Raw genomic sequence first — 19,989 nt, 5'->3', positions numbered from 1 at the left:
TTTCCTACTTCGGCCGGGCCAGGAGTCCGGCCCGGGGCTCGGCGGGGGGTGGGGTTCCGGGGGTGGGGGGTCTGGTGACCGTGAGGGTGGCAAGCGTGGTGAACAGGAGCATGACCGCGGCCGTGGTGAGGAAGCCGCCGGTGAGGGAGAGCGCGGCGAAGTGGCCGATCAGGGGCATCAGGGCGGTGGTGGCCAGGCGGATCGAGAGCATGCGCAGGCTGGCCATCTTGGCCTTCTCCCGGGGGCCGGCCCGGGTCTGGAGGGTGGTGATCAGCCAGGTGAGGCTGGAGAGGTTCGCGAAGCCCGCGACGAACAGGGCGGTGAAGTGGGCGGCCGGGTGGGGGGTGGCCGCCAGGGCCACCGCCGCCGCGGCCTGGAGGGCGCACCACAGGGGGAGCAGGGCACGGCGCTGGGTGTGGCGGGTGAACGGGGACGAGGCGATCATGCCCAGTGCGAAGACGGCCTCCAGGAGGGATACGTACTGGCCCTGGCCGTCGTAGTGCTCGGCGACCAGCGGGACGATCAGGGTGCTGACGCTCGACTGGAAGACGAAGTCGGCGGCGCACAGCACGATGATGCCGAGCATCGCCAGGTCGCCGCGGTAGCGGTGGGACATCTCCCGCCAGTCCCGCAGGGTGAGGGGCAGTGCGGTACGCAGGACCGAGGCGGCGGGGTGGTGGGGTTCCTCGGTCCGCTGCGCCGGGAGGCCGAGGACGAGCGCGGCCACGGCGAGGGCGACGGCGGTGTCCGCGAGGAGGGCCGTGGCCACTGAGGTCCATACGAGCATCAGGCCGAGCAGGGCCATGCCGCTGAGGGCGCCGATCTGGACGGCCACGTTGATCAGGCCGTTGAGGCGGGCGCGGTCGGAGGGCTCGATGTGCCACGCCGTGTACTTGAAGAGGGCGGCCCGCTGGACGTTGTCGAAGACCGCCAGGAGCAGCGCGCCCGCCGCGATCCAGATGACGGCTCCCGGGGGGCGGGTGAGTCCCGCCACGGCGAGGGCGGCCACCGTGACGGCGCGGCCCAGGCTGCAGACGATGTGGACGCGGCGGGAGTCGAGGGCGTCGACCAGCGGGCCGGTGAAGGGCAGGACGCAGACGGCGGCGACGCCCTGGAGGGTGAGGACGAGGGCGAAGCCCTGCGGGCTGCCGGTCAGCTGGTAGAGCAGCTGGCCGAGGGCGAGGAGGTAGACGCCCATGCCGATGCCCAGGAGCGCGATGGACAGCAGGAGGGTGCGGGCGGTGCGGTGACGCCACATCAGACGCCCACCCGGAGGTCGACGACGGGGCGGATCTTGCCGCTGGAGGGGTTGCGCGGGATCGCGCCCGGGGTGTGGCACTCCACGCGGACGACCAGCCGGTCGCCGCCGTCCCCGCCGTCCCCGCCGTCCCCGCCGTCCCCGCCATCGCCGCCGTCCTCGCCGTCCTCGGCCAGGAGGGGGAAGCGCGCGGTCAGGAGGTCGCGGACCGCCCGGGGGGTCGGCGGGCGCACCGATTCCGTGCGCAGGGTGAGGACTTCGCGGCCGTTGTCGGTGGCGATCTCCGTCTGGAGTTCGGAGACCTCCAGGTGCCGGAGTTCCGAGAACAGCTCCTCGTACAGGAGCGCCGCGCCCTTGATGCGGATCGCTCCGTCCGAGCGGCCGTGGTATTCGAGGGTGCGGCCGGAGATCCCGCAGGGGCAGTCGTGGTGGACGATGCGGCCGCGGTCGCCGATCCGGTAGCGGATCAGCGGGCCCTCGGTCTTCTGGAAGGTGGTGGTGAGCAGTTCGCCCGCCCGGCCGTCGGGGAGCGGGGCGCCGTGTTCGTCGACGACCTCGATGTAGTTGTAGTCGTCGTTGACGTGGTGGAGCATGCCGCCGAGCTCGGGGCACTGGTAGCCCAGCTGGGCGCCGTCGTTGGCGCAGAGCACGCTGGTGACGACGCGGGTGGCGAGGTTCTCGCGCAGCCAGCCGCGGTCGGCGGGGCTCATGGCCGTTCCCAGGTAGAGGACCTTGTCGAGGCGCAGCGACGGATCGGCTGCCTTGGCCCGGCGCAGCAGCGGCAGGATGAGGGTGGGTACGCCGATGAGCGCGTTGGCCCGGAAGCTGCGTACGAGCATGAGCAGGCTGTCCGGGGTCACGGCCTGGGCGGTGGTGCAGGTCTCGACGGGCATGCGGCTGAACTCGGTGACGGTGGTGGTGATGCCGCCGTAGAGGTCGCCGCAGAAGAGGGTGTTGACGAGGCGGTCGCCGGGCTCCAGCCCCATGGCGTAGAAGAGGGGGACGGCCTCGCGCACCATGTTGTTCCAGTCGGCGCGGGAGTACACGATGTAGCGCGGTGTGCCGGTGGTGGAGCCGCTGCGCAGGACCTCGCCGGTGGGTGTGGCGCCGCTGGCGAAGGCGCGGCTCGCGGGCAGCGAGTGCGCGGCGAGTGCCTCCTTGTCCAGCTGCGGGAGGCCGGGCAGGTCCTCCAGGGTGCGTACGTCGGGCAGTTCGCGGTAGTACGGGGACCTGCGCGCGCGGGCCGCGAGGTAGCGCAGCCGGGCGTCCAGCCGGCCGGTGCGGCGGTGGTCCTCGGCGGCGCGGGCGGCGGCGAGGGTGGTGCCGCGCAGGTGGGTGCGGTGCTGGAGGCGGCCGGTCCAGTCGGCGCGGCAGTCGGCGCGCAGGACGGACGCGGTGACGGTGTCCGGGTCGGGCAGGGGGCGGCCGGCCGGGAAGCGGGTCTCCAGGGCGTCCGGGCCGGCGGTGCCCGCGGTGGCGTACAGCGCGGGGTCCCAGGCGACGGCGGTGCCCGTGCCGGTGGGGAGCAGGTCCGGGACGCGCAGGAGGGTGCCCGGTGCGGGGGCGCCGGGGTCCGTGACGCGGGCCCCGGGGAGGGGGAAGCCGGGGCGGTGCAGGAGGTCGGCGAGGTCCCGCCAGAGGCCGGGGCGGGTGGTGCGCACGGTGACGTGGCTGCCGGTGGCCCAGGCCAGGAGCAGTCCGCGCAGGGTGTTGCCGGGCCGGTCGTCGTCGAGGACGACCTCGCCGAGGGGCCGGAACTCGTCCACGTCGTTGCTGTCGGTCAGCGGTGACCAGGGGTACTGGGCGAGGCCGCCGAAGAGTTCGTCCAGGCCCTCGGTGAGCTGGTCGACGTCCAGGAGCGGGCGCAGGGAGCCGAGGGCGGCGGCGGTCAGGAGCCCGTCCAGGCCGGGGGCGGCCGCTTCCAGGGCGAGGAGCAGGTCGGTGGGGTAGTGCCTCACGGGCCTCTCGCGCGTTGCAGACCTCTCGCGCCTCTCGTGTCTCATGCCACGCCCTCCGCCCGCACCGAGACGGTGTCGGCGCATTCGCGCAGGTAGTCGCGGAGCACGTCGGGGTCGGGGTGCGAGGCTTCGAGGGCGAGCGGCACGAGCCATTCCTGGTAGGTGATGTGGGCGGCCGGCGGGATCCCCGGAGCGAGGCTGTGGATCCGGTCGGCGCAGGGGTGCCGCAGCAGGTGCGGGGGCACGGTGACGGTGTGGCCGCGGCCGTGCGGGAGGTGGTGGCCGGGGAAGACGAGCCAGCCGTGGTAGCGGCCCGTGGGGGTGTCCGGGGCGGGGGCGCGGCGAACTCGCCGGGAAGCAGCTGCTGCTGCGCGGAGCCGCCGGCTGACGGCGCTCCGATAGCGACCGGGTAGCGGTCGGCCGCACTCTGCGGGCATCGGGGCAGGCGGCCCCGCTCGCAGGGAGGCGCCCCCATGCCCGGTCCCGTCAGTCCGGCCCCCTCGTACGACAGCGGCGAGAGGTATGGCGAGAGCCACGAGTACTCCGACGGCCGCGACGGCTACGAGGACGCGGCGCAGCTCTCCGTGTCGGCCGCGTGCGAGCTGGTGGTGCCCCGGGTCAGTTCCGCGACGGTCGTGGGCACGGGTCCGGCGGTCGCGGCGCATGTCGCCGGGCTCGCCCGCCGGATGCCCTGCCTCGGCAACATCACCGTGTACCCGGGGCCGGCGTACGGGCCCCCGCGCTGGCCCAGTGCCCGTATCGCCGCCCTCGCGGCCGAGCAGGGCATCGCCCTGCTCGGCGCCGACACCCTGGACCGGGCGCTGCTCGGCGCCGACCTGGTGGTGCTCACCGACGGGCCGCCGCGTCGGCGGGCTCCTCGGCCCGCCGCCGCGCGCTGCTGGCGCCGGACGCGGTGGTCGTGCGCGCGGTCACTGTTCCTTCGGCTTCGGGTCCCCTTCCAGGCGGACCGTGCTCATGATCCGCATGACCAGTTCGTCGCTGACGGCGCCGGGCACGCCGGTGCGGCCGTAGAAGTCCCAGGCGACGAAGTCGCCCTTGGAGTTCTTGAAGCCGAAGGCGACCGCCTTGCCGTCGCCCTCGCAGCGGTTGGGCGCCGGGGCGCCCTCGGAGCGGGCCTTGACGTAGCTCCCCCTGACTCCGGACTTCGTCGTGAACTCCACCGGCTTGTCCCACTTCACCAAGGACTTGTCCGGCTGGGTGTACGCGGCGTAGACCCAGGTCGGCGCGGTCTTCTCGGCGACCTCTTCGGTGGACTTGGCGCCGTCGGCGCCCTTGCTGCCGGTGGTGGCGAGCCTGGTGTCGGTGACCACGCCGTCGCCGTTGCCGTCGATGCTGCACCACTTGGACTTGTAGAACGCGGGTGCCGTGTGCCCGATGAGGTGCTTGTCCGGGTCGTTGTGGTCGGTGTAGCCGCTGAAGACGGTGGGCGAGACCACCTCCCAGTCCGGCGGGACGTCGAACGCGATGCCGTGCGCGGGGTTGACCACGGTCTTCCAGCCCGCCGTCGAGGTCGCGGCGGCGTCGGCGTCCTCGGCCCTGTGGACGATCACCAGGGCGCCGGCGACGGCGGCGGTGGCCGCCACCGCCGTCACCGCGTAGATCCCGATGACGGTTCTCCACCTCTCGGCGTCCTGCATGGTGTCCTTCCTGCTTCCGTGCGTCGGGTTACTTGCCGAAGGAGAGGAGCGCGCGGCTCTGCTTCCCGGGGGCCGGGCTGTAGGCCCTGCCGTTGAGCAGGAACATCCGCCCGCCCGCCCAGGCGAGCTGCAGGCCGGAGTTGTAGAAGACGCCCTCGGCGCCCGCGGCCGCGGCCGGGGTCCGCAGGAGCGGCTGCGCGCTGCCGTCGGCCGGCGCGAGGGAGACGACCGAGGCCGCCTCGACCTTGCCGGGCGAGACGTACACGACGACGCGGCCGCCCTCGACGGCGAGCGGCCACACGCTGCGGCCCTTGGACTGCTCGGCGGTGCGCCACTTCTCCTTGCCCGTGTTCAGATCGACGGCGACGACCTGGTTGGCGGCGTCCGCGTCGATGCCGAGCTCCTTGCCGGGCTTGCCCCCGGCGACGTAGAGGGTGTCGGCGTCGGCCGTGGAGGCGAGGCACTCCTGGAGGCCGTCCGCGGAGCCCCATCCGTTGCACCGGCCGGGGACCCCGAACGCCGGCTCGCTCTGCGAGCGGATCTTTCCGTCGGCGGCGAAGGCCGTGATGCTCCAGACCTTCCTCTCCGAGTGGTAGGCGGCGACGACGAGCGGGTCCATGGACAGGACGCGGCCGAGCTTCCAGCCCTTGTCGTACGTGTGGCTCCACTTGGGGGCGGCCGTCACCGGGTCCACTTCCTGGAGCATCACCTGTTCGGCGCCGGCGCAGCTGCGCTTGAGGAGCAGGCGCGAACCGCCGGCGAACTCGGACGGGTAGCAGCCGTTCTCGTTCGAGGTGCCGAAGAGCTTCCTGCCGTCGGTGACCGAGAAGCCGCTCATGCTGGTCGACCGGGCCACGGCGACGGTGTCACCGCTGATCGCCAGCGTGAACGGGCCCGTGGAGTCGAACTTGGTCTCCTGGGGCACCGCCGTCTTCCATCCGGCCTTGCCCGTGGTGAGGTCGATCTGCTGGAGGTCCGTGCAGTGCGAGGTCAGCGAGTCGCTCTCGTGGACGGCGACGACCAGTTTGCCGTTGGCGGAGGGGGCCGGCGGAACCCCGCACAGGGGCGTCGGCAGCGCCACCTTCCACTTCTCCTGGCCGTCGGCCACCGCGTAGGCGGTGACCTCCTTGAACATCGCCTTCACGACCACCTCGCCCACCCGCCACGGGCCGAACTGGTTGGTTCCCGCGCCCGCGACCTCGGTCTGGTTGTCGCGCAGCCAGACCCTGGCCTCGCCTGGCTTGATATCGCCGTTGGGGTCGTAGGTGTCGCGGCCGACGCCGGGGCCCTTGCCGTCGCCCTGGTCGACCGAGGGCGAACCGGAGGGCGCGGCCGGGTTCTTGCCGTCCTGCGCGGCGGGCGTGCCGCGGTCGGTGCGGACGGTGACGTACACGCCGGCGCCGATGGCGAGCAGGACGGCGACCAGCACGGCGAGCACGACGCTTCCGGGGCGGTCCGTGAACCGGCCGCCCGTACGGGCGGGCGCGGCGGCGGGGACGGGGACGGTCGCGGGCGTATCGGGTGCGACCTGCCAGGGCTGCGGCGGTGGCCCGAACGTGCCGTAGCCGCCGGGTCCGGGCGGGGGCCCGAAGCCGGCGGGTGCCGGGGGCCACTGCCCATCGGGATTCGGCTGTTCGCCGGAGGTGCGACCGGTCATGGGGAGAGTGTGCCGGTCAGGCAGGATTTCTAGAATAGATTTTTAGACTACTTCCTCGCCGGAGCGATCATCGCGCGCAGCTCGACCGGCTCGGGATGCGGTGGTCGCAGCCGGCCCACCGCATCACGAGCCAGGGCGTCACCAGCGGACGGGCAGCTGCCGTACGCCCCGGATCAGCATGCCGGGCAGCCAGGACAGCTCCGCCCCGTCGGTGTCGGCGGTGAGTTCCGGCAGGCGCTCCAGCAGCGAGCGGAGCGCGATGCGGCCCTCCAGCCGGGCCAGCGGCGCACCCAGGCAGTGGTGCAGGCCGTGCCCGAAGGCGATGTGGCCGCGGGCGTCGCGGCGGATGTCGAAACGGTCCGGGTCCTCGAAGCGGGCCGGGTCGCGGTCCGCGTCGGCCATGGAGATCAGGACGGTGGAGCCCGCCGGGATCACCACCCCGCCCATCTCCACGTCCTCCAGGGCGAGCCGCTCGGTGGAGGTCTCGACCGGGCCGTCGTAGCGGAGCATCTCCTCGATCGCACCGTCGAGGAGGCCGAGGTCCGCGCGCAGGTCGGCGAGCTGGTCGGGGTGGGCGAACAGGGCGCGCATCCCGTTGCCGATCAGGTTGACCGTGGTCTCGTGCCCGGCGATGAGCAGCAGGACGCTCATGCCGATGAGCTCCTCCGGCGAGAGCCGGTCGCCGCCCTCGTCGACGGCGTGGATCATCCCGCTGAGCAGGTCGTCGCCGGGTGCGGCGCGCTTGGCCTCGATGAGCCCGGTCAGGAACCGGGGCATCTCCGCGTACGCGGCAGCCTCGGCCTCCGGGCTGGTACGGGCGACCATCTCGCTGGACCAGGCGCGGAACGACTCGCGGTCCATCTCCGGCACGCCCAGCAACTCGCAGATGACGGTGATCGGCAGCGGGAACGCGAACAGGTCCACCAGGTCGCCCCGGCGCTCCTCCCTCGCCTCCATCGCGTCCAGCAGCTCGTCGGTGATCTGCTGGATGCGCGGCGCCAGCGCCTCGATGCGGCGCGGGGTGAACTCCCGGGACACCAGGCGGCGCAGCCGGGTGTGGTGCGGCGGCTCGGCCATCAGCATGTGCGCGAGCGAGGGGTCGTCCTGGCCGGTGTTGATGATCTGGCCGATGTCACCGGACCGGAGCCAGTCGCGGCTCAGCCGCGGGTCGGTGAAGGCGCTGCGGCAGGCCTCGTGTCCGACGACCAGCCAGGCTTCCCGGCCTTCCGGTGTGCGAACGAGGTGGACGGGTCCCTGTTCCCGGAGTTTCGCGTAGACCGGGTAAGGGTTGCTGACGAAGTCCGTGCCGAGTTCAGGCAGTTCCACGATGGCAGGCCTGAGCACCATTTCATTCCCCCTGGATCGAGCGCGCGTTGTGACGTCACGCTTGGCGGTGCGTAACTTCCCCACAGTAGCCGCGCCCGTCCGCCACGGGGTGGCCGGCCTCCCGTATTACCGCTGTTGACCTGGAATTCTTCCGCGAAGCGGAAGTACGGGAGGACCGGGCACCCCGGCTCTGCTGCGGGGTCAGGCCGCCTGGACCACGGCGCAGGACCAGGTGAAGCCGCCGCCTCCGCCGATCACCACCGCGAACTCGCCGGGCTCCAGGCCGTGGGAGGACGAGATGTGGGCCAGGTTGGCCAGCAGGTCCCCGGCCCCGAGGTGGCCGCTGCCCTCGCGCAGCTGGAGGATCTCCACGCCCAGGAGTTCGTCGAGGAGGGCGTGCGTGATGGACAGGACGTGCTCGCCGAGGCGGGGCAGCGCCACGCAGCGGATGCGCGGGTCGCCGGGCTCGACGCCCGACTCCGCGAGCGACTGCAGGAGGGTGGAGCGTACGGCGTCGGCCGCGGACTTCAGGAAGGGCCCCATCCCCCCGTGCTCCTCCAGGTACGCCTTCTTGGGCCGGCGGATGTCGATGGGGCTGCCGGCCTCGAGGGGCGCCTCGGTGAAGGGGTCCCGGCCCCGGTACATGGCCTCGTACTCCGCGGCGGTCGCGAAGGTGAGCGAGCGCAGCAGCAGGAGGGGCCGCGAGCGCTCCGCGTCGCGGCGGTCCGGGTCGTGGCGGTGCAGCAGGGCCGCGGTGCCGGCGTCGCCGTAGACGGCTCCGTAGTCCGCCGTCCAGCGGTTGAAGGCGGGCGGGACGAAGCGGTCGCCGGTGGTGACCAGCGCGGCTTCCACCTCGGGGTCGGCGATGAGCCGGTCCACGGCGACGCCGAGGGCGGCGACGCCGCCGTTCGACATCTGCCGTACGCCGAGCGGGAGCGCGTCGTGCGCGCCCACCTGGTCGGCGACGTAGTGCGGGGGCGACCAGAAGTCGTGACCCTGGTGGAAGAGCCAGGCGTGTGCCACCAGGCCGATCCTCGCGGGGTCGAACTCGGCTGCGGCCAGGGCGCGCTCCGCTGCGCGCACGGCCAGCTGCGGTCCCGGTATGTCGGACACCGGTACCTCGGTCAGGCCGAACTGCTCGGCTTCCGCCTCCGTGATGCCGCCCGACGCCAGGACGTCGGACACCCGTTCCCGTTCCTCGGGCAGCCAGGTGGCTGCCTCCAGAGCAAGAGGTTCGATGATTTTCATGGAGCCCCCGTACGTTTCTTGCCGTGCACTGTCCCTGTCGCAGCAGGGATCCGTCTCGTTCAAACCTAGGCACGGATCTCGACCACGGGTGGAACCCTGATCGACTGCGCCTTGCCCGGTGCACGACCGGGCAAGGCGGCGGGGGCCGGCGGGTCAGGCCTGGCAGATGCCGCGCTCGTAGTCGAACGTGGCGGTGGCCTGCGAGTACTGCCACTGCGGGGCCAGCAGCTGGGTGGTGAGCTGCTGGGCGGCCGCGGGGCTCTCGACGACGTAGCCGAAGTCCTGGAGCCAGGACGGGTAGAGGTTCTTCGAGCCGATGTAGAACGTCGAGTCGTCGACGGAGACCAGCTTGTGGTGCTGCGCGTACGGGCTGCCGTCGGCCCACTTCGGGCTCGCCGAGCTGCGGAAGGTGGCCAGCTGGAGGTTGGAGCACATCGCGGCGCGGGCGCGCTGCTGGTCGCCGGTGACGAGGGCGAGGCGGCCCCGCAGGGTGTCGCTGATCTCGGAGAGCGACTTGATCTGGGAGTAGCCGCCGCTGCCGACCGCGCCCCGGTTGGCGGGGTCGCTGACGACGATGCGGACCTTGACGCCGGCGGCGAGCTTGGCGGCGAGGGCGTCGTAGAGGCGGATGTCGTAGCGGGGCAGCGGCGGGCAGGTCGCGTTGACGTCCTGCTGGGAGATCTCGATGTGCGTCTTCGCGCTGGAGACGAGCGTGCGCAGGGCGCTCTCCTCCGGGTTGACCGTGTCGTAGTCGCGGTCGGCGTTGGTGTTGTCGTGCAGGCCGACGGTGCACTTGGTGTCGGGGGCGGTGGGGAGGGTGGGGCGGAAGGCGGAGGTGGGGTCGCTCTGCCTGATGCCGACGCCGAGGCCGCCGACGGCGATGACCGGGACGTTGCCCGGGGCGGTCCCGGTCCCGCTCCCGGTCCCGCTCCCGGTCCCGGGGGTGTTCGCCGGGGCGGCGGGGCCGGCCGCCGGGGCCAGGGCCGGCAGGCAGGGGGCGTTGTTGGAGGAGGCGAACCAGACGCTGGTGAAGCTGCTCTTGTTCTGGCAGGTCCAGGACCACAGCTGGTCGAGGTAGCGGCCGGCGGACGCGGCCGCGGGGCCCTTCAGCGCGAGGTCGACGTCGGCCACCGGGTGGGTGGTCTCCAGGTAGTCGTCCTTCCAGCTGTTGATGCCGCCGGTGACCACGGACTGGTTGTCGACCACGAGGAGCTTGGAGTGGTTCCAGGAGAACGCGGTCTTCGAGGTCGTCATCGACGCCACGTTGAGGGTGATCCGCGAGGCGTCCGGGCCGAGCTTCGCGACGAGTTCGTCGCGGTACTTCGAGGGCACCACGTTGAGGTGGTACAGGGGGGCCGCGCCGACGAGGACGCGTACCGTCAGCTTGTTGCCGCGCGCGGCCGAGTTCTTGAGGCCGGCGACGACGGCGTCCTGGAACGCGCCGTTGGGGAAGGGCGCGAGGGTCGATATGTCGACGGTGCTCGTCGCCGCCGAGATGTTCTCGGTGATCTTCGACAGCAGGCGCTGGGTGCCCGGCCGCGTGGCGCAGGTGTCATCGCCCCAGCAGCCGGGGGTCTGCAGCAGCCAGTCGCCGCCGCCGGGGGTCGAGGCGTCGAGGGTGTTGCCGGCGGTGCGCTCCCACACCTGGCCCTCCAGCCCGGGCGAGACCTGGCGCAGGGTCTGCTCGACCGCGTCGAGGTGGGGCGTCGCGGGCGTCTCGGCCGCGGCCGCCGGGAGGGCGGGCAGCAGCAGGGCGAGGAGGGCGGCCGGGGCGGCGGCGCGGGCGAGGAGGGCGACGGGCGCCCGGTGCGGTGCGTGGCGGTGCAATGTGACTTCCTTGTGCGAGGGGACCGCCGTCGGCGCGGTGCGGCGCAGCGACGGGCGGGATCGAGATCGATGTCAAGATCAACTCGCGGAAGCTATCAGCCGGGTGGAAGGGGCGGAAGTCGGGTATGCCGGAATCGGCCACCCCGCTTCCACACCCCGAACCGGGCGCCCCGTCCGCCCCCGGACGGGCCGTCAGGAGGCCCGGGCGCGCGGCGGGTCGTAGGCGGGAGCGGGGTGCCGCCGCAGCGGGACGGGCGCGGGCGCCTGGGGTTCGGACGGCGCCGGGGCCTGCGCCGGGGCCTGGAGCCGGGCGTTGAGGAATCCGGCGAGCACGGCGAGCTCCTCCATCGAGGGGGCGCCGTTGAGGATCCGGAGCGAGGCGAGGGTCAGTTCTGGATGCGTCATGGCGGCAGGCTTCCGTGGTTGCGGGCAGGGGGTGGTGCCGTGCCTTCTTCGCGCGGCGCGGCCCGTTGCGGGCGCGGGTGTCGTCGCCCGGGCCCGCCCTGCGCTCCGCCGCGCAGCCAGGGTGCACGAGCCCGGTCGCATCCCCCTCGACCTGCCCTGGACCAGCGGGATGGGCCGGGGCCCGGGTCCGGCCTACGGGATGGGTTCGGTGACGATGCCGGCGTCGATCTGCTTGTAGCGGTCAGCCTGGCGGGTCAGGACGGGGAGTCCGGAGCCGAGGGCGATGTACGCCGCGTGGGCGGTCGGCAGATCGGCGGCCCGTTCCCGGGCGAGCTGCGCGGCCGCCCAGCAGCCGGCCTCGTCCAGGGCGCGGAAGACGAAGCAGGGGGCGCAGAGCGCGTCCCGCAGCATCTGCGCCACGTCGCCCCGGGCGACTCCGGTGAGGCCTTCGGCGAGCGCGACGGCCGGCACGTACAGGGGCTGGACCTGCCGGACCGAGCGGAACACGCGGGCGGCCATGTACACGTCGCCGTGGGCCAGGGCCGCGATCGCGGTGTGGTCCAGGATGTAGCCGGTGTTCACGCGGCGCTCTGCCTGCTCCCGGCCCGACGCCGGGCCGACGGGGCCGGCCCGTTCTTCGCCATGCCGACACCATACGACTCGCCGGGCGGCGATCTGGCCGGTTTTCCGGGTTGGCACTCCCCCGGACGGGAACGGACATCCGAGAGGACCGATGGACGACCTGCGGAGTGCCCCGGCGTGAACCCTGAGATCGAACGCATGCGGCGCGCCGACCCCGCAGCCACCCGGTTCAAGGCGGCCACGGCCGGCATGTCCCTGCTGAGACTGGTGCTCCCCGACGGCCTCGTGGAACACCGCGAGCGGTTCCTGCGGGCCGCGGAGCGGTGCGGGCACGGGTGAAGCGGGGTCTTTCCGATACCTCGGCGCCGGGCGGATTCATCAAGGACCACGTGTGCCTGGCGGGTTACCGCATGCTCAACGAGCATGCGGAAGCCCGTCCGGGCGACCACGGCCTCCTGATGAGTTCGAAATGGCCGCTCCACCGCCTGGACCTGCTCCGGGAATCCGGGGTCGCCGCCCACCTCGGCGACGACCTCAGGCGGCCCGACGCGGAATTCACGGAGCGGGCGAGGGCGCTCGTACGGAAAAGGCTCGGACGTCCGGCGGAGTAGTCAGCGACCGGGCTCCTCGGCAGCGGCTCCGCTCACGCCGTCGTCCGGCGCCGGGGCGCTGTCCCGGCGGGCCCCGGGAACAGTGCTGCGGGAATCCCTGCCCCGCCCGAACGTCTCGGCCAGCTTGTCCGTCCAGCGGTCGGCCGGCTCCTCGGGGACGATCTTCATGCTCCTCCCCTTCTCGAAGCTCCCGTAGACGATCTTTTCGAGGGGCGCCTCGTACTTCATCCCGCTCGCTCGGATTTGGCGTGAGCAGCCTCCCGAAGAGCCGGTACGAGTCCTACGCCCGACGCCGCCCGGATCGCGCCACCGCCCCGGGCTCCTGGTCCGGAGCCTGCACCTGCACCTGCTGCCACGTCCGGGGCCAGTTCCCGGAGGGCGGAGGCGGCCCCGCGATCCCGAGGTCGCGCCGGGCGCACACGTAGAACGCGTCGCGGGCCCGGCTCACCTCCTTTTCCGCGCTGGCCCACCCGTCCGCGTCGTCCCTCAGCCCGCGCGCGTACAACTCGACGTTCCACACGGCCTCGTGCCAGGCGCGAGCGGCTCCGATGGCTTCGGCGTCCCCGACGAGCAGCACCGACTCCCACTCGGCCGCGCGCCGCGACTCGGCCTCGGCCAGCAGCGCAAGGCCTTCGACCGGCTCCAGGGGATCCGCCACGTTCTCGAAACCCCTGGCCGCCCCGATGCGCTGTGCGATGCGTATCTGTTCCTTCAGGGTGCTCGCGTAGTTCGCGTAGGTGAGGAACCTCTTCTCGTCCCAACACTCCGCCCGCGCCCGCCGCCAACGGCTCCGCTCGGTGAGGCCGGCCACGGCGTAAGAGCCGACGGCTCCGACGACGACGCCGATCAGCGCCGGAAGCTGGTCCAAGATCCCCATCGATCCCCCGTTCGAGAGCACACCGGACGACAGCACAATGCCGCGTCCGGGTGCCCCGGGGAAGGTGGCGCGGTTGAGTACGCGCACTCATGACCCGGCCGCGTTGTCGCCGGGAGGATGGGCCGTGGCCACACCGCCGAGCCGAGGAGCAGTCGCGATGAACGCGCCGTCGTACGGACCGCCGCGGGGGCGCGTCCGGCCCCACGTGGCCTGGTACGCGCTCCCCGCCGCGTCGCTGCTCGCCGCCCTGGCCTTCGCCGGGCTCGGCGTGGTCGCGGGGCTGTTCCTCACCGCGGGCAAGAGGTACGCCTGCGACGCCACCACCGCCTGCACGAAGACCCCGTACGAGGCCGGCTACCACGACCCGGCCTGGCCCCACTGGCCGTTCGTCACCGCGGCCGTCTGCGCGGCCGTCGCGGTCGCGGCGTTCGCCGCGATCCTGCTGGCCCGACGCCGTGCGCGGCGCGCCGCGCTACCCGCTCCGGTCCCGTCATGGGCGGCCGCGCCCCGGGGCCCTGGCGCAGGATGGACCGTATGACTTCCGCGTCGGCGACGCGCTGGTGGGCTGCACGACGGTGCGTCCGCCGGCGGACGACCCGACGGCCGCCACGGTGATCGCGCGGGTGCTGCCCGGGCACCGCGGCCGGGGCCTGGGCGGTGCGCTCTACGCCCACGGGCTGGAGCAGGCGCGGGCGCTCGGGGCCACGGTGATCGAGACGGTGGTCCTGGCCTCCACCACGGAGGGGCTGCACTTCGCCCGCCGCCGCGGCTTCGCCGAGGTCGACCGGTACGTTCTGCCGGGCCACACCGTGGCCTTCGTCGACCTGCGCCTGGAGCAGCACCACGGCTGAGGCGTGGGCGGGTGGGCGGGCAGGCGGGCTTCCCGTGCCCCGGGTGCCGACAGCGCCTCAGACGAGGCCGGCCAACAGATCCGCGAAGTCCCGCGGCCGGCTGAAGTAGCCGACGTGCGAGGCGTCGAGGGTGTGCACCTCGAAGGGGTTGTCCGGGGTCAGCGCGTCCGCTGTGCGGATCATGTGGTCCTGGACGGCCGGAGGGATGCTCCGGTCCGCGGCGAGCCGGACGAAGGTGTGCGGGACACGCCCCCAGCCGTCGGCCCGGACCACCGCACCCGGCTCCAGCATCGCGTAGTTCTCGTCCGGGTCCAGGGAGTCCAGCAGCAGCCGGAACTGGTGGTCGGTGGAGTCGGCCATGACCGCGGCCTTCAGCTCCGCGAACAGCTGCGGGTCGGCGTGCGCACTGCGCCAGTTCAGCCGGACCACGTCCTGGTCGGCCCCGTCCGCGCGGGGCACGGTGATGCGCGCGGCCAGGGCGTCGAGCAGGTTGTCGTCGACCACGTCCCACGGCTCGGTGAGCATGGCCGGGTCGCTGAGGCAGACCGCCGACAGGTAGACGGTGCGGTGGAGCAGTTCCGGTGCGGCGTTGGCGACGGCGCTGACCGTCAGACCGCCGAAGCTGTTGCCGACCAGGACGACGGGCCCCGCAGCGGCGAGGCGGCGTACGACGGTGAGCACGTGGCGCACGTTGTCCTGCAACGTGACACCTCGCATCGGCGACGGGTCGGCGGCCAGTGCGGTGACGTCCTGCGGCTGCCGGTAGTAGGCGGCCGGACCGTCGGCGAGGTCGCCGTGGCCGGGCAGGTCGACGGCGTGCGAACGGTGCCCGAGCAGGGCCAGTTCGTTCTGCAACGGGCCCCAGGCCCGGGCGTTGCTGGAGCCGCCGTGAACGAATACGAACGTAGGGCTCAAGGTTGCGCGCATGGTGAAGGTCCTCGCTGGTCACGGCACTAGGCGAGCCGGGTGTTGGCGTCGGCGTACGGGAGGGCGTCCGCGCCGAAGGTGAAGGTGCCGTGCTCGGTGATCTCCCGCGCGGCCCGGGTGAGGGCGCCCAGCGCCGCGCGGGACAGGGCGGAGCCGGTGCTGACGCGGCGCACGCCCAGGGCGCCGAGGTCGGCGACGGAGAGGTTCAGGGCGCCGCCCATCAGGACGTTGACGGGGCGGGAGAGCGCGGAGCAGACGGCGCGGACGGCCTCTGCGTCGGGCAGGGCGGGGGCGTAGAGCACGTCGGCGCCGGCCTCCTCGTAGGCCCGGAGGCGGCGGATGGTGTCGTCGAGGTCGGGGCGGCCCTGGAAGAAGTTCTCGGCGCGGGCGGTGACGGTGAAGGGGAAGTCCAGCCGCGCGGCCGCTTCGACGGCGGCCGCGACCCGTTCCACGGCTTCGCCGAGCGGGCGCACGGGGTCCTCGTCGCGGCCGGTGGAGTCCTCGATGGAGCCGCCGACCAGGCCGGCTCCGGCGGCGAGCCGGATGGTCTCGGCGACGTCCTCGGGGCGTTCGCCGAAGCCGCTCTCCAGGTCGGCGGTGACCGGCAGGCCCGTGGCGTCCACGATGACGCGGGCGTTGGCGAGGATCTCGGTACGGCTGACCCGGTTCGCGCCGTCGGGGCGGCCCAGGCTGTGGGCGAGGCCGGCCCCGGTGGTGGCGAGGGCGGCGAAGCCGAAGCCGGCCAGGAGGCGTGCGCTGCCCGCGTCCCAGGGGTTCGGTACGACGAAGGGGCCCGGGCCCGCGTGCAGGTCCCGGAAGGCGACGGCCCGCTGGTACTGGGCTTCGGCGGCGGCGGTGCGGTTCATGTCGTTCCTCGTGGGAGTGCGTCGGACGGGCTGACGGGCGCGCCGACGCCCTCAGTCGGCGGCGCGCACCGGCTGCTCGCCGCTCGGCAGGGCGGCCGGCAGGGCGGCCGACGGGGCAGCCGGCGGGGCAGCGGGGCGCCTGCGGGAGACGCCGACTCCGGCCAGGCAGATCGCCCCGCCCAGCAGGGTCAGCCAGCCGGGGATCTCGTCGAGGGCGGCCCAGGCGATCAGCACGACGGTGGCGGGCACCGCGTACGTGGTCGCGCCCATCTTCCCGGCGGTGGTCCGCGCGAGCGCGTACGTCCAGGTCGTGAAGGCCAGGGCGGTCGGGAAGAGCCCCAGGTAGAGCATGTTGAGGGTGGCGGAGAGCGGGGCGTCGGGCAGCTCGCCGGCGAGCTGCCAGGCGAAGGGCAGGGTGACGGCCGTGCCGACGAAGCAGCCGTACGTGGTCACCTGGATCGGGGTCGCGTACTTCAGCGCCGGCTTCTGCGAGACCACCCCGGCCCCGTAGGCGAGGGCCGCGACCAGGCAGAGCAGCACTCCGGACAGGGAGGCGGATTCACCGTTGGAGGTGGACACGCCCACGATGGCGGCGCCCGCGAAGGAGACCCCCATCCCCGCCAACAGCATGCGCGGGAAGCCCTCCTTGAGCAGCCAGCCGCTGAGCAGCGCGATCACGATCGGGCCGATGTTGACGATCATGGCCGCCGTCCCGGCGTCCACGAGCTGCTCGCCCCAGTTCAGCGTCACCATGTACAGGCCGAACCAGAGCACCCCCGAGGTCAGAATGCCGGGCCATGCCTGCCGCGCGGGCAGCGGTACGCGCTTGATGACCAGTACGAGCCCGAGCGCGGCCGAAGCCGTCAGCAGCCGTCCCAACGCCAGTGCCCCGGGGCTGAAGTGAGCGGCCGCGGAACGGATCGAGACGAAGGCCGAGGCCCACAGCGCGACGGTGACACATGCGGCTAGGAGGGCACGCCGATCAGTTCTGGCATCGCCAGCCGTTTGGTCCATGCGAGCAAGCTACTCACAGCGGTCCCGCCTGCACACTCGGTTTCTCCGCGTCATGGTCCCTCGTCCGTCAGCAGCAGCTTCTTCTGCGGCTTGCCCATCGCGTTGCGCGGCACCGCCTCGACGAAGCGGACCTCGCGGGGGCGCTTGTGCACCGACAGGTGCGCGGCGACGAAGTCGGTCAGTTCGGCTCCGGTGACCCCTTCGGCGACGACGAAGGCGACGATGCGCTGGCCGAGGTCGGCGTCCGGCACGCCGACCACGGCCGCCTCGGTGACCTTGGGGTGGTCCAGCAGGGCGTTCTCGATCTCGCCGGCGCCGATCCGGTAGCCCCCCGACTTGATCATGTCGATGGAGGCGCGGCCGACGATGCGGTGGACCCCGTCCGCCTCGTCGACGGCCGCGATGTCGCCCGTACGGAACCACCCGTCTTCCGTGTACGCGGCGGCCGTGGCTTCCGGGCGGCCCAGGTAGCCCGAGAACAGCGTCGGCCCGGTGAGCTGGAGTTCGCCGATCTCGGCGCCCGGCTCGGCGGCGATGCGGGTACGGATGCCGGGCAGCGGGGTGCCGACGGTGCCGGGGCGGACCGCGCCGCCCGCGCGGCCGCTGACGGTGATCAGGGTCTCGGTCATGCCGTAGCGCTCCACGGGCCGCAGGCCGGTGAGGCGTTCCAGGTCCCGGAAGACGGGCGCGGGCAGCGCGGCGCTGCCGGAGACGAGGAGCCGGGCGCCCGCGAGGGCGGCCGCCTCCCGCGGGGCGCGGGCGATGCGGGACCAGACGGTGGGGACTCCGAAGTAGAGGCTGCCGCCGGCCGCGGCGTAGGCCTCGGGGGTGGGGCGGCCGGTGTGGACCAGGCGGCTGCCGGTGCGCAGGGCGCCGAGGACGCCGAGGACGAGCCCGTGCACGTGGAACAGCGGCAGTCCGTGGACGAGGGTGTCCTCGGCGCTCCACTGCCAGGCTTCGGCGAGGGCGTCGAGGTCGGCGGTGACCGCCTCGGCGGACAGGACGACGCCCTTCGGGGGCCCGGTGGTGCCGGAGGTGTACAGGACGAGGGCCGGGTCCGCGGGCCCCGCGGCCGACGCGGGCGTCGCCCCGGAGCGCCGGGCGAAGTCGACGTCGAGGAGCTCGGCGCCCGAGTCCCGCAGGATGTGCTCGCGCTCCGCGGGCCCGGCGTCGGGCGGCAGCGGTACGAAGGGCACTCCGGCGAGCAGCGCGCCGACCGCGGCGGCGACGGTCTCCAGGGTGGGGGTCGCGGTGACGGCGAAGGCCGGGGCGCCGGCGACGTCCGCGGCCACGGCCCGGGCCGCGCCGAGCAGTTCCTCGTACGACGCGGCGCGCCCGGCCACGCTGATGGCGTCCGGGCGGTCTCCGTACGTGCCGGTGAGTGCGGTGAGCACGAGCGGCGTCCCCCTGCGGTGTGCGGCGCGGCTGATCGGTGGTCGGGGCCAGGGTACGGCGCGCACGCGCGCACCCCGGCCGCCGAGGTCCACGACGGCCGGCGGGCGTCAGATCACTCCCTGCGCCAGCATCGCGTCCGCCACCCGCTCGAAGCCGGCGATGTTCGCGCCCGTCACGTAGTCGCCCGGGGCGCCGTAGCGGGCGGCCGTCTCGTACGAGACCTCGTGGATGTCGCGCATGATCGAGGCGAGTTCGTCCTCGACGCGCTCCGCGCTCCAGGCCACGCGGCCCGCGTTCTGGCTCATCTCCAGGGCGCTGACCGCGACTCCGCCCGCGTTCGCCGCCTTGCCCGGGCCGAAGGCGACCCCGGCCTCCTGGAGCAGGCGGACGGCCTCGGGGGTGGTGGGCATGTTGGCGCCCTCCGAGACCGCGCGGACGCCGTTCGCGATCAGCAGGCGGGCGTCCTGCGCGTCCAGTTCGTTCTGGGTGGCCGACGGGAAGGCCACGTCCGCGGGGACCTCCCAGACCCGGCCGCCGGGGACGTAGCGGGCGGAGGAGCCGCGGCGCTGCGCGTACTCGCTCACCCGCCCCCGTTCGACCTCCTTGATCTGCTTCAGCAGGGCGAGGTCGATGCCCTTGTCGTCGATCACGTAGCCCCGGGAGTCGGACGCCGTCAGCGGGTTGGCGCCCAGCTGCTGGAGCTTCTCGATCGTGTGGACGGCCACGTTGCCGGAGCCGGAGACGACGGCGGTGAGGCCGTCCAGGGCGGCCCCGCGCCGCGCCAGCATCTCGGCGGCGAACAGCACGCTGCCGTAGCCGGTGGCCTGGGGGCGGATCGCCGAGCCGCCCCAGCCGCGGCCCTTGCCGGTCAGCACCCCGGCTTCCCAGCGGTTGGTGATGCGCCGGTACTGGCCGAAGAGGAAGCCGATCTCGCGGCCGCCGACGCCGATGTCGCCGGCCGGGACGTCGGTGTGCTCGCCGATGTGGCGGTGGAGCTCGGTCATGAAGGACTGGCAGAAGCGCATGACCTCGGAGTCCGACCTGCCGTGCGGGTCGAAGTCGCTGCCGCCCTTGCCGCCGCCGATGCCGAGGCCGGTCAGCGCGTTCTTGAAGATCTGCTCGAAGCCGAGGAACTTCACCACGCCGATGTCCACGGACGGGTGAAAGCGCAGGCCCCCCTTGTACGGTCCGAGCGCGCTGTTGAACTCGATGCGGTAGCCGCGGTTGACGTGGACGCGGCCGTGGTCGTCCTGCCACGGGACCCGGAAGATGATCTGCCGCTCGGGCTCCACGAGCCGCTCGACGAGACCCGCCTCGGCGTACTCGGGGCGCGCCGCGAACACGGGGGCCAGGGTGTCCAGGACCTCCCGTACCGCCTGGTGGAACTCGGGCTGGGCGGGGTTGCGGCGTTCGATGTCGGCCCGCAGCGCGTCCAGGCGGTCCTTCGGGTCCTTGGGGTCCTTCACGATCTGCTCCTCCTGGAGGTCGGGCCGGGGCCGGGGGGGCCGGGCCCGGGGGCCCGGCCGGGG

The 19,989-nt window shown here is 73.4% G+C and carries 21 protein-coding genes; 4 read left to right on the top strand and 17 right to left on the bottom strand.

Annotation, left to right across the window (positions count from 1 at the left end; all coding sequences use genetic code 11):
* Window positions 1–4: 4 nt before the first annotated feature.
* From AB0M99_RS23180 to AB0M99_RS23135, 10 genes are all read right to left on the bottom strand, one after another.
* The gene (locus AB0M99_RS23180; RefSeq protein WP_365923330.1) at window positions 5–1,258 is read right to left on the bottom strand and encodes an MFS transporter; all 1,254 of its coding nucleotides are present in this window, start codon (window positions 1,256–1,258) and stop codon (window positions 5–7) included.
* Window positions 1,258–3,216, bottom strand: a complete 1,959-nt coding sequence (locus AB0M99_RS23175) for a phenylacetate--CoA ligase family protein (protein ID WP_365923328.1) — start codon at window positions 3,214–3,216, stop codon at window positions 1,258–1,260. The genes AB0M99_RS23180 and AB0M99_RS23175 overlap by 1 nt, the downstream gene beginning before the upstream one ends.
* A gap of 41 nt (window positions 3,217–3,257) precedes the next feature.
* A complete protein-coding gene (locus AB0M99_RS23170; protein WP_365923326.1) occupies window positions 3,258–3,653 on the bottom strand; it encodes a hypothetical protein in 396 nt (131 codons plus the stop codon).
* Between the two features lie 492 nt (window positions 3,654–4,145).
* A complete protein-coding gene (locus AB0M99_RS23165; RefSeq protein WP_365923324.1) occupies window positions 4,146–4,874 on the bottom strand; it encodes a hypothetical protein in 729 nt (242 codons plus the stop codon).
* Window positions 4,875–4,902: 28 nt separating this feature from the next.
* A complete protein-coding gene (locus AB0M99_RS23160; protein ID WP_365923323.1) occupies window positions 4,903–6,531 on the bottom strand; it encodes a PQQ-binding-like beta-propeller repeat protein in 1,629 nt (542 codons plus the stop codon).
* A gap of 138 nt (window positions 6,532–6,669) precedes the next feature.
* Window positions 6,670–7,878: a cytochrome P450 gene (locus AB0M99_RS23155; protein WP_365923321.1), complete on the bottom strand. Its 1,209-nt coding sequence runs from the start codon at window positions 7,876–7,878 to the stop codon at window positions 6,670–6,672.
* A 180-nt stretch (window positions 7,879–8,058) separates the two neighbouring features.
* Window positions 8,059–9,105 carry a 3-oxoacyl-ACP synthase gene (locus tag AB0M99_RS23150; RefSeq protein WP_365923319.1) on the bottom strand — a complete coding sequence of 349 codons (1,047 nt, stop codon included), beginning with the start codon at window positions 9,103–9,105 and terminating at the stop codon, window positions 8,059–8,061.
* 153 nt (window positions 9,106–9,258) lie between these two features.
* On the bottom strand, window positions 9,259–10,932 hold the full coding sequence (locus AB0M99_RS23145; RefSeq protein ID WP_365923317.1) for a phospholipase D-like domain-containing protein: 1,674 nt from the start codon (window positions 10,930–10,932) through the stop codon (window positions 9,259–9,261).
* A gap of 192 nt (window positions 10,933–11,124) precedes the next feature.
* Window positions 11,125–11,337, bottom strand: coding sequence for a hypothetical protein (locus tag AB0M99_RS23140; RefSeq protein WP_365923315.1), 213 nt, complete (start codon window positions 11,335–11,337; stop codon window positions 11,125–11,127).
* A 192-nt stretch (window positions 11,338–11,529) separates the two neighbouring features.
* A complete protein-coding gene (locus AB0M99_RS23135) occupies window positions 11,530–11,919 on the bottom strand; it encodes a hypothetical protein (RefSeq protein ID WP_365923313.1) in 390 nt (129 codons plus the stop codon).
* A gap of 177 nt (window positions 11,920–12,096) precedes the next feature.
* On the opposite strand from AB0M99_RS23135, the gene AB0M99_RS23130 reads away from it, so the two are divergent.
* Entirely contained in the window at window positions 12,097–12,258 is a 162-nt protein-coding gene (locus tag AB0M99_RS23130) for a hypothetical protein (protein ID WP_365923311.1), read from the top strand.
* 119 nt (window positions 12,259–12,377) lie between these two features.
* A complete protein-coding gene (locus AB0M99_RS23125) occupies window positions 12,378–12,530 on the top strand; it encodes a hypothetical protein (protein WP_365923309.1) in 153 nt (50 codons plus the stop codon).
* Here AB0M99_RS23125 and AB0M99_RS23120 read toward each other — a convergent pair whose 3' ends face one another.
* Together AB0M99_RS23120 and AB0M99_RS23115 are read right to left on the bottom strand one after the other, a co-directional pair.
* The gene (locus tag AB0M99_RS23120) at window positions 12,531–12,758 is read right to left on the bottom strand and encodes a hypothetical protein (RefSeq protein ID WP_365923307.1); all 228 of its coding nucleotides are present in this window, start codon (window positions 12,756–12,758) and stop codon (window positions 12,531–12,533) included.
* A gap of 52 nt (window positions 12,759–12,810) precedes the next feature.
* Window positions 12,811–13,407 (bottom strand): hypothetical protein, encoded by a 597-nt coding sequence (locus AB0M99_RS23115; RefSeq protein WP_365923305.1) that lies wholly within the window; start codon window positions 13,405–13,407, stop codon window positions 12,811–12,813.
* A gap of 157 nt (window positions 13,408–13,564) precedes the next feature.
* Between AB0M99_RS23115 and AB0M99_RS23110 the strand changes: the two genes are divergently transcribed.
* Both AB0M99_RS23110 and AB0M99_RS23105 read left to right on the top strand, forming a co-directional pair.
* Window positions 13,565–13,945 (top strand): hypothetical protein, encoded by a 381-nt coding sequence (locus tag AB0M99_RS23110; RefSeq protein ID WP_365923303.1) that lies wholly within the window; start codon window positions 13,565–13,567, stop codon window positions 13,943–13,945.
* Window positions 13,863–14,258 carry a GNAT family N-acetyltransferase gene (locus AB0M99_RS23105; protein WP_365923301.1) on the top strand — a complete coding sequence of 132 codons (396 nt, stop codon included), beginning with the start codon at window positions 13,863–13,865 and terminating at the stop codon, window positions 14,256–14,258. The genes AB0M99_RS23110 and AB0M99_RS23105 overlap by 83 nt, the downstream gene beginning before the upstream one ends.
* Window positions 14,259–14,315: 57 nt before the next feature.
* Here the strand turns inward: AB0M99_RS23105 and AB0M99_RS23100 are convergent, their stop codons facing one another.
* The 5 genes from AB0M99_RS23100 to gdhA form a co-directional block, all read right to left on the bottom strand.
* Window positions 14,316–15,185, bottom strand: a complete 870-nt coding sequence (locus AB0M99_RS23100; RefSeq protein WP_365923299.1) for an alpha/beta hydrolase — start codon at window positions 15,183–15,185, stop codon at window positions 14,316–14,318.
* A 26-nt stretch (window positions 15,186–15,211) separates the two neighbouring features.
* Window positions 15,212–16,051, bottom strand: coding sequence for an isocitrate lyase/phosphoenolpyruvate mutase family protein (locus AB0M99_RS23095; protein WP_365923297.1), 840 nt, complete (start codon window positions 16,049–16,051; stop codon window positions 15,212–15,214).
* Between the two features lie 51 nt (window positions 16,052–16,102).
* Window positions 16,103–17,065 (bottom strand): DMT family transporter, encoded by a 963-nt coding sequence (locus AB0M99_RS23090; RefSeq protein ID WP_365923295.1) that lies wholly within the window; start codon window positions 17,063–17,065, stop codon window positions 16,103–16,105.
* 50 nt (window positions 17,066–17,115) lie between these two features.
* Window positions 17,116–18,459, bottom strand: coding sequence for an AMP-binding protein (locus AB0M99_RS23085; protein ID WP_365923293.1), 1,344 nt, complete (start codon window positions 18,457–18,459; stop codon window positions 17,116–17,118).
* 108 nt (window positions 18,460–18,567) lie between these two features.
* Window positions 18,568–19,926 carry an NADP-specific glutamate dehydrogenase gene (gene gdhA, locus AB0M99_RS23080; RefSeq protein WP_365923291.1) on the bottom strand — a complete coding sequence of 453 codons (1,359 nt, stop codon included), beginning with the start codon at window positions 19,924–19,926 and terminating at the stop codon, window positions 18,568–18,570.
* Between the last annotated feature and the right edge of the window lie 63 nt (window positions 19,927–19,989).

The organism is Streptomyces sp. NPDC051183 (assembly GCF_040682455.1).
Lineage (GTDB): Bacteria > Actinomycetota > Actinomycetes > Streptomycetales > Streptomycetaceae > Streptomyces.
This window is presented reverse-complemented; position numbering and strand designations above follow the sequence as displayed.

What these genes read in the sequence shown, in the direction of transcription:
- AB0M99_RS23180 (WP_365923330.1), bottom strand. Translation starts at nt 1,258, where the DNA reads ATGTGGCGTCACCGCACCGCCCGCACCCTCCTGCTGTCCATCGCGCTC.
- AB0M99_RS23170 (WP_365923326.1), bottom strand. Translation starts at nt 3,653, where the DNA reads ATGCCCGCAGAGTGCGGCCGACCGCTACCCGGTCGCTATCGGAGCGCC.
- AB0M99_RS23165 (WP_365923324.1), bottom strand. Translation starts at nt 4,874, where the DNA reads ATGCAGGACGCCGAGAGGTGGAGAACCGTCATCGGGATCTACGCGGTG.
- AB0M99_RS23160 (WP_365923323.1), bottom strand. Translation starts at nt 6,531, where the DNA reads ATGACCGGTCGCACCTCCGGCGAACAGCCGAATCCCGATGGGCAGTGG.
- AB0M99_RS23155 (WP_365923321.1), bottom strand. Translation starts at nt 7,878, where the DNA reads ATGGTGCTCAGGCCTGCCATCGTGGAACTGCCTGAACTCGGCACGGAC.
- AB0M99_RS23150 (WP_365923319.1), bottom strand. Translation starts at nt 9,105, where the DNA reads ATGAAAATCATCGAACCTCTTGCTCTGGAGGCAGCCACCTGGCTGCCC.
- AB0M99_RS23140 (WP_365923315.1), bottom strand. Translation starts at nt 11,337, where the DNA reads ATGACGCATCCAGAACTGACCCTCGCCTCGCTCCGGATCCTCAACGGC.
- AB0M99_RS23125 (WP_365923309.1), top strand. Translation starts at nt 12,378, where the DNA reads ATGAGTTCGAAATGGCCGCTCCACCGCCTGGACCTGCTCCGGGAATCC.
- AB0M99_RS23120 (WP_365923307.1), bottom strand. Translation starts at nt 12,758, where the DNA reads ATGAAGTACGAGGCGCCCCTCGAAAAGATCGTCTACGGGAGCTTCGAG.
- AB0M99_RS23115 (WP_365923305.1), bottom strand. Translation starts at nt 13,407, where the DNA reads ATGGGGATCTTGGACCAGCTTCCGGCGCTGATCGGCGTCGTCGTCGGA.
- AB0M99_RS23110 (WP_365923303.1), top strand. Translation starts at nt 13,565, where the DNA reads ATGAACGCGCCGTCGTACGGACCGCCGCGGGGGCGCGTCCGGCCCCAC.
- AB0M99_RS23100 (WP_365923299.1), bottom strand. Translation starts at nt 15,185, where the DNA reads ATGCGCGCAACCTTGAGCCCTACGTTCGTATTCGTTCACGGCGGCTCC.
- AB0M99_RS23095 (WP_365923297.1), bottom strand. Translation starts at nt 16,051, where the DNA reads ATGAACCGCACCGCCGCCGCCGAAGCCCAGTACCAGCGGGCCGTCGCC.
- AB0M99_RS23090 (WP_365923295.1), bottom strand. Translation starts at nt 17,065, where the DNA reads ATGGACCAAACGGCTGGCGATGCCAGAACTGATCGGCGTGCCCTCCTA.